Genomic DNA, 5552 nt, shown 5'->3' on the forward strand with positions numbered 1-5552 from the left:
TTTTCCTGTGCAATATCAGTCGCTTATGCGTGGTTGCGGGGGCACGCAAGCACCGATGCCCACACTCACTTCAGGCGGTAATATAATTACGCGTTATCAGAAGTTTAACACCTTAAATCAGTACAGATGCTCGGTTTACCTCCGCCGAAGCGTTACCGCTCACAGGACTAAACATCTTCTGCATTTGGACCGCTCATCCAGAGCGGAATATCGTTGCGCGCATGCAGCACGCGCCAGACATCAATACGATCCTCACGCTCAAGATAAAATACGAGGTAAGGATAACCTTTCACGCGATGGGCACACAGTCCCGGCAGGTCCAGCTCATAGGCATAACGGAGCGATCCCGCACCCGGATAGTCTCCGATGAACATGAAAGCGCTCTGTAATGCCGCGATGAAGCCCATTGCAATGGCCTCACCCGCCTCGGCAGCATAGTAATCAACCGCCAGCTCGACATCCCGCTCAGCCTGTCCGCGCGGAACGACCAGTCGGCCTGTCATTCCTTGCCAGCAGTGCGGCGCGCACGCTCGCGCAGCCGGTCGAAATAACCGGTATCCGCCGGCACTGTGGCAGGAGACGAAGCGCCTTCGATCAACAGCGCACGCAAGTGCTGCCGGTCCTGATCCCGACGGATCAGTTCGCGCACATATTCGCTGCTGGTCCCGAAGCCGCGCCCGACGACTTGCTCGTCAACGAAGCTCTTCATGGTCTCCGGGAGCGAGATGTTCATCGTGCTCATGCCGACACCCTATTCGTTATGGCAAAAATTGGCAAGAAAATTACAGCCTCAATTTCATCTTCGTTGCCCTTGCCTAAACGTAGCCCTGCACTTGCCGAGAAGCACTTGCGACCGGTGACGCCCAGAATTAGGTGCGTGCCGTACGAGCGCCTTCCAATTGCTAAAGCTGAACCGGCCGACTTCTTCGGCCAAGAGATTACGAAGCGAGACTTGGTCGCTACTGTGCGTCCTAGATTCGTGAACCGACGTGCACAGCGCCGAGCCCGATGAACGGCTCCCAGAGACCAGCTCTTCGGCAGATCTCCGTGCCGGTTCGACCCATGGCACACGAAGTTAAGCCAAGCGCCGTAGCCACGAGACAGATCGTCGCGCTTAAGGCACCGGCATCACGGACAAGCAACGATTCCGAGTTTTCGTAGCCAGCGCCCGTCCTTGTCGGATCCGCTACAATCTGAACAGTCGTCCCAGCCTTGGCGCCGGTCAACTCCGAGACACTGGCCTCGTTCGCGCGCCGCACCGTCCTTTCATCAGCCGAGCAAAGAAGGATGGCGTGTCTCTCGGGTTCATAGACGCCAATTGGATCGCCATTGCCAATCGGGATGATCAGGAGACGCAGCGGATGCAGACCACCGGCCGAAGGAGTATTGCGACTTTCCCACCCGATACCGAAGCGCCCCGCCGAACGCCTCTCTCGCAGGAGCATCGAATGCCAGAGCACCGAGGCTAATTCCACCTCGGCGACGGGACCACCGATCGTCGAAACCCTGTCTCGTAGAACATCAATGAAAGGAATCGAGGGCGTCAGGATGTCCCGTGGCAGAGCGTATGCGCCAGTATGAGGCACCGCTGTCGGGCGCCACTCGAGCGGTAGATCACGCGGACAAGGTTCATCGTCAATAGGCATCGCCATAAATCTCGTGGGCAACTTGATAATGCTTCACGCACCCCCGACACGCACCACAGGCAAGATTACCGAAGTGACAGGAATGGGCCCACGACAGGAGTGAGCGTGGTACCCCGGAGGCGCGAACGAGTTCCGCAGTCGTCATGCCGATCGCAGGCGCAACGACACGCATGCCTCCCTCCTGCCCAACCAAGATCTTGTCCATCATTGCATAGAACTCGGGCCTTCCGTCGGCGTGCGAGGCGTCAGATGCAATGGATCCGAGCATCAGTTCGTTGACGCCTATTGCAATGCCACGCATTGCCGCGAAAGTGATCAGCATCTGATTCCGATAGGGCCACCATTCAGGAACCGGTGCCGCATCGAGCGCCGGAACGCCGGCCATGTCGCCGGATCCCAGTGCCGAGCAATCAATGCGGACCAACTCGTGACGTATGCCGAGCTCATCGCTCACCCTTGCAGCGGCCCTCATCTCGGCTTCAGCGGCCCGCTGCCCGTAATCTACGGTAATCGCCACCTCTGGACGCTTCCAATAACCGAGAGCAATCGAATCCATGCCGCCGGAGAGCAGGATCGCCCTCATGGCAGTGCCCAGACGGCATGATAGACTGCAGACACCAGGTCGCCGACGACCTGGCATCTGGAACCGACAACCATTTTAAGATCCTCAGGACGCATGTTCTGAGCCAACGCAACGACGGGGATGCCCTTCGCCCGTGCCCAGCCGACCTCGAACACTGTGCCCGGATCTGTGCCATTCAGAATCGCGATCATAGCTTGGCATCTGTCGACACCAGCAAGATCGAGCGGCGCTACGACCTCTCCCGGCCCCGGCCCTACATCGTGTAGCGGCGAGAACACCGCGACGCCCATATGCCCGAGCTGGGTACGGATCTCCTCGACCATCCACCGCTCAGCTAGATTGAAAAATGGTGCCGCGATGTAAATACGACCGTGGCCCGGCACCACCGGGTCAAGCTCCAGAGATGCTAGCTCGTCCGCGGTTGAGATCGGCAGAACCCGCGTCGCGCAATATCTGCTTGTCGCACGAGACGCGAGATCGGCTGCTTCGACCGGATCGCGCCCCTCAACCGCCCAAAACTGCGTAAACGCGGCGGAATAGACGTCGCCTGATCCAATCTTCCAAACTGTGGGACTGCGGTAGGCTGGAACGCGGGCGCACCCCGACGCAGTCCCGACGAGAGCACCGTAGCCGCCCATCTTGAGCACGACTACCTCCGCCCCCTGCGTATCGATCAGATCCTGGACAATCTCGTCGGGGTCCGTGCGGTTGGTCAGACATCCCGCCTCGAGGCGATTCAGGATGAGTGCGAGCCGTTTCGCGGTCGATCCATTCTCGCCGAAGGGCCTCGGATCAAATGCCGATTGCGGATCGTATACGGCAATCTTCGCCGTGACCCTCGCGGTGCCCTCCAACATGCCGAAGCGGAGGACAACATCATCTTCGACGATGAGCGGATCATGCTTTTGAATCGCGTCAGGGCGGGGCGAAATCCTTGGCGTCGCCAGCGAGTGAAAATAGTCAAAGGCGATACCGATGGGAACTTCTGGTCCCCGCGCCTCGAAGCCATACACACCCTCGAGATTGGCGACGCCGTCTAGGAGCGGCACCGCCCTATAGGTCATTAACCCGACATCAGGAACAGACGCGCTGATCGCGGCTGCGGCTCTGCCGCCCGACCCATAGACGTCGTCCCAGAAGGGCTCGATGCACCTCTCCAAATAGACACCGCCGACGACCGTGGTCATGCGGGCTGGATCCGAAGCTCGACTAGCCCGCTGGAGATGCTTGTGACGATCGCCTTATAGGTCCATCCGTCCCCAATGCAGCGGATAAGCGTGAGATGACCACGGTGGGTCAGTGCTCCAGCTACTGAGCCGCCTTTCCTGACCTCGAGAATAGGTCGACCGCTTGATGTCGCCAGCACAATGTCCAGCTCCTCGCCGACTCTGAGCGTGGCTACCACAGCGGGCACCGGGCTGTTCAGAGGAGCGCGCTGCACAATCGCGCACTGGTCGGGGTCACCGCCTCCGCTGCCCCCACCGCCGAGCGGACCACCACCGTTGCTCGCGGGACGAATACTTCCAACGTAACCGTCATCGCGGCCGCCGCCACCACCAGACATAGAAATTGTCCCTTAAGAACTTTCCACTGGATTCATAATAGATCGTGTAATCAGATAAGGGTCAACTGGGTCGTCACATCCAATTTGGAGGAATTTCCTCGCCGCGTCTTCGCACTATCAGCCTTCTCTAGCATGGACTTCAGGAGGGCAGCGGGTATCTCACGCATCGACGCCCACATCACGGAGTCAAGGATCGATGCCCGGATGCCGATGCTTCGAGCGAATTCTAGATAAGCACTCTCCAGTAAGAGGTAATGCCGTTCGACGCGCCAATCCTCGCGGAAGATGCCGAGAATAGCGCCAGCGCGGAGAATGTGGATGTCGAGGATCGATACCTCGTCGCTGCCGCGCCAGTTCCGCACGATCCAGGAGGCGGTCTTCGGCCCGATGCCAGGAATGCTGACGAGGGCATTCCGAAGGGCACAATCGCCGATACGGTCATCAATATCTTCGAGAGCACCCATCGCAGCAGAAACGTAGCGCGCTTTCTGCGCCGCGAAACGATACCGTACCGACCGGCCATTCACGACGAGTGGATCGCGCAACAGCCGTTCCGCAACGGACTGATTCTTCAACGCTTCTGCATCCGCCCGCATCACGTCGCGGAGGCGGCGATACGCGGCGAGGCCGACTTCAGCCGGGATACCATAGCCTCCGAGCAGGCAGGCCAGCGTCTCCTCCGCCAGCGTCTCGCCGAGCCTGTAGTGTTCGGGCTCCTCCATCTCGAGCATCCAACCTTGGGAGGCCCAATATGCGGGGGTGCATATTTCTTCGTGCCGTCCCCATTTGATGAGCCCCATACCAATGGGCTGCTCCGGCGCGGGTATCCTACGCGTCGCGAGACCCGAAGGGGTGAGCATGCTGACCTGCTGCATTGCCGCCTTCCTTCAAAATGCATATATGCATTTATTATGCATGAATCAGCAATGCAATGTCCGACCTGATCGAGCGTGCCGAGATGGTGCGGCGGAGACTTCGCCTACGCCAAGCCGTCATAGCGGCCGTCCTTAACATATCTCAGGGCCATTACAGTAAGGTCGTGGCCAGACGGACACCTCTTGCCCGTAATCTGGCTGAGCGCTTGGCAGCATGGGTGGACGTCAACAGCACGGGCGAGCACGCTGACGGCGACCTCGTGACGCACCGGATGGCGATGCTTGCGGAATCTATTCAACGCCAGTGCGTAGAGCTTCTTCAGTTAACAACGCACGGAATACATGCTTCCGCTTCTCCAGCGGATGGTGAACCTTTCCAGCCAAAAGCTGCTTCAAATTTAGAAAAAACCCGGAAAGCGGCCGACGGTGAAAGATGAGTGCTCCGCAACTTTTTGATCACAAATCTTGACGGCGAAGGTTGGTCGCACGCCTGCTTCTGTCGCGTCTAGCGAGCGATCTTGATATCAAGCCGTTTTTAATCGTTCTCGGCGGCTCCTGACCGGGAATTACGGGGAGAATTGAAATTTTTTCGAACGCTGCAGAGTTATACGACCTACTCGAAGCTGCCATTATCGACGGTGGGCTGGCTGCCCGTGGCCATGTCGAGGCCGTAGCGCGCGATGCCGACGACCTCTCCGTCACGTTCCCGGCATACGCCGCGCTGATGGCTTGGGGTGCCGAGGGTATGGGTCTAATCGTCGGGATCGCGCTGACGCACCACACCGTAAAGAGTAAATCCGCGGCATTCACGCTCTTCAGTATCGCTGCGCTAGACGGCAGTGTCCGTCGTCGAAAGATTTGGGAGTTTGGATGGTGTGAGATAA

The 5552-nt window shown here is 58.8% G+C and carries 7 protein-coding genes; 1 reads left to right on the plus strand and 6 read right to left on the minus strand.

From position 1 onward, the window contains the following. Positions 1-167: 167 nt before the first annotated feature. The 6 genes from B8446_RS08655 to B8446_RS08680 all read right to left on the minus strand — a co-directional run bounded on the left by B8446_RS08655 (position 168) and on the right by B8446_RS08680 (position 4668). Positions 168-503, minus strand: coding sequence for a type II toxin-antitoxin system RelE/ParE family toxin (locus B8446_RS08655; protein WP_048848966.1), 336 nt, complete (start codon positions 501-503; stop codon positions 168-170). Next, positions 500-742 carry a type II toxin-antitoxin system ParD family antitoxin gene (locus B8446_RS08660; protein ID WP_048848967.1) on the minus strand — a complete coding sequence of 81 codons (243 nt, stop codon included), beginning with the start codon at positions 740-742 and terminating at the stop codon, positions 500-502. Before B8446_RS08660 ends, B8446_RS08655 begins: the two co-directional genes overlap by 4 nt. A 229-nt stretch (positions 743-971) precedes the next feature. Continuing rightward, on the minus strand, positions 972-1652 hold the full coding sequence (locus tag B8446_RS16765) for a nitroreductase family protein (RefSeq protein WP_048848968.1): 681 nt from the start codon (positions 1650-1652) through the stop codon (positions 972-974). Next, positions 1636-2229 carry a 7-cyano-7-deazaguanine synthase gene (locus B8446_RS08670; protein WP_048848969.1) on the minus strand — a complete coding sequence of 198 codons (594 nt, stop codon included), beginning with the start codon at positions 2227-2229 and terminating at the stop codon, positions 1636-1638. The genes B8446_RS16765 and B8446_RS08670 overlap by 17 nt, the downstream gene beginning before the upstream one ends. Next, on the minus strand, positions 2226-3416 hold the full coding sequence (locus tag B8446_RS08675; protein ID WP_048848970.1) for a PfkB family carbohydrate kinase: 1191 nt from the start codon (positions 3414-3416) through the stop codon (positions 2226-2228). The genes B8446_RS08670 and B8446_RS08675 overlap by 4 nt, the downstream gene beginning before the upstream one ends. Before the next feature lie 427 nt (positions 3417-3843). Continuing rightward, positions 3844-4668, minus strand: coding sequence for an 8-oxoguanine DNA glycosylase (locus tag B8446_RS08680; protein ID WP_053053778.1), 825 nt, complete (start codon positions 4666-4668; stop codon positions 3844-3846). 56 nt (positions 4669-4724) lie between these two features. Between B8446_RS08680 and B8446_RS16050 the strand changes: the two genes are divergently transcribed. Further along, positions 4725-5105 carry a hypothetical protein gene (locus B8446_RS16050; protein WP_148505919.1) on the plus strand — a complete coding sequence of 127 codons (381 nt, stop codon included), beginning with the start codon at positions 4725-4727 and terminating at the stop codon, positions 5103-5105. Positions 5106-5552: the final 447 nt, after the last annotated feature.

Source organism: Tanticharoenia sakaeratensis NBRC 103193 (genome assembly GCF_000963885.1).
In the GTDB taxonomy this organism is placed as follows: Bacteria; Pseudomonadota; Alphaproteobacteria; order Acetobacterales; family Acetobacteraceae; genus Tanticharoenia; species Tanticharoenia sakaeratensis.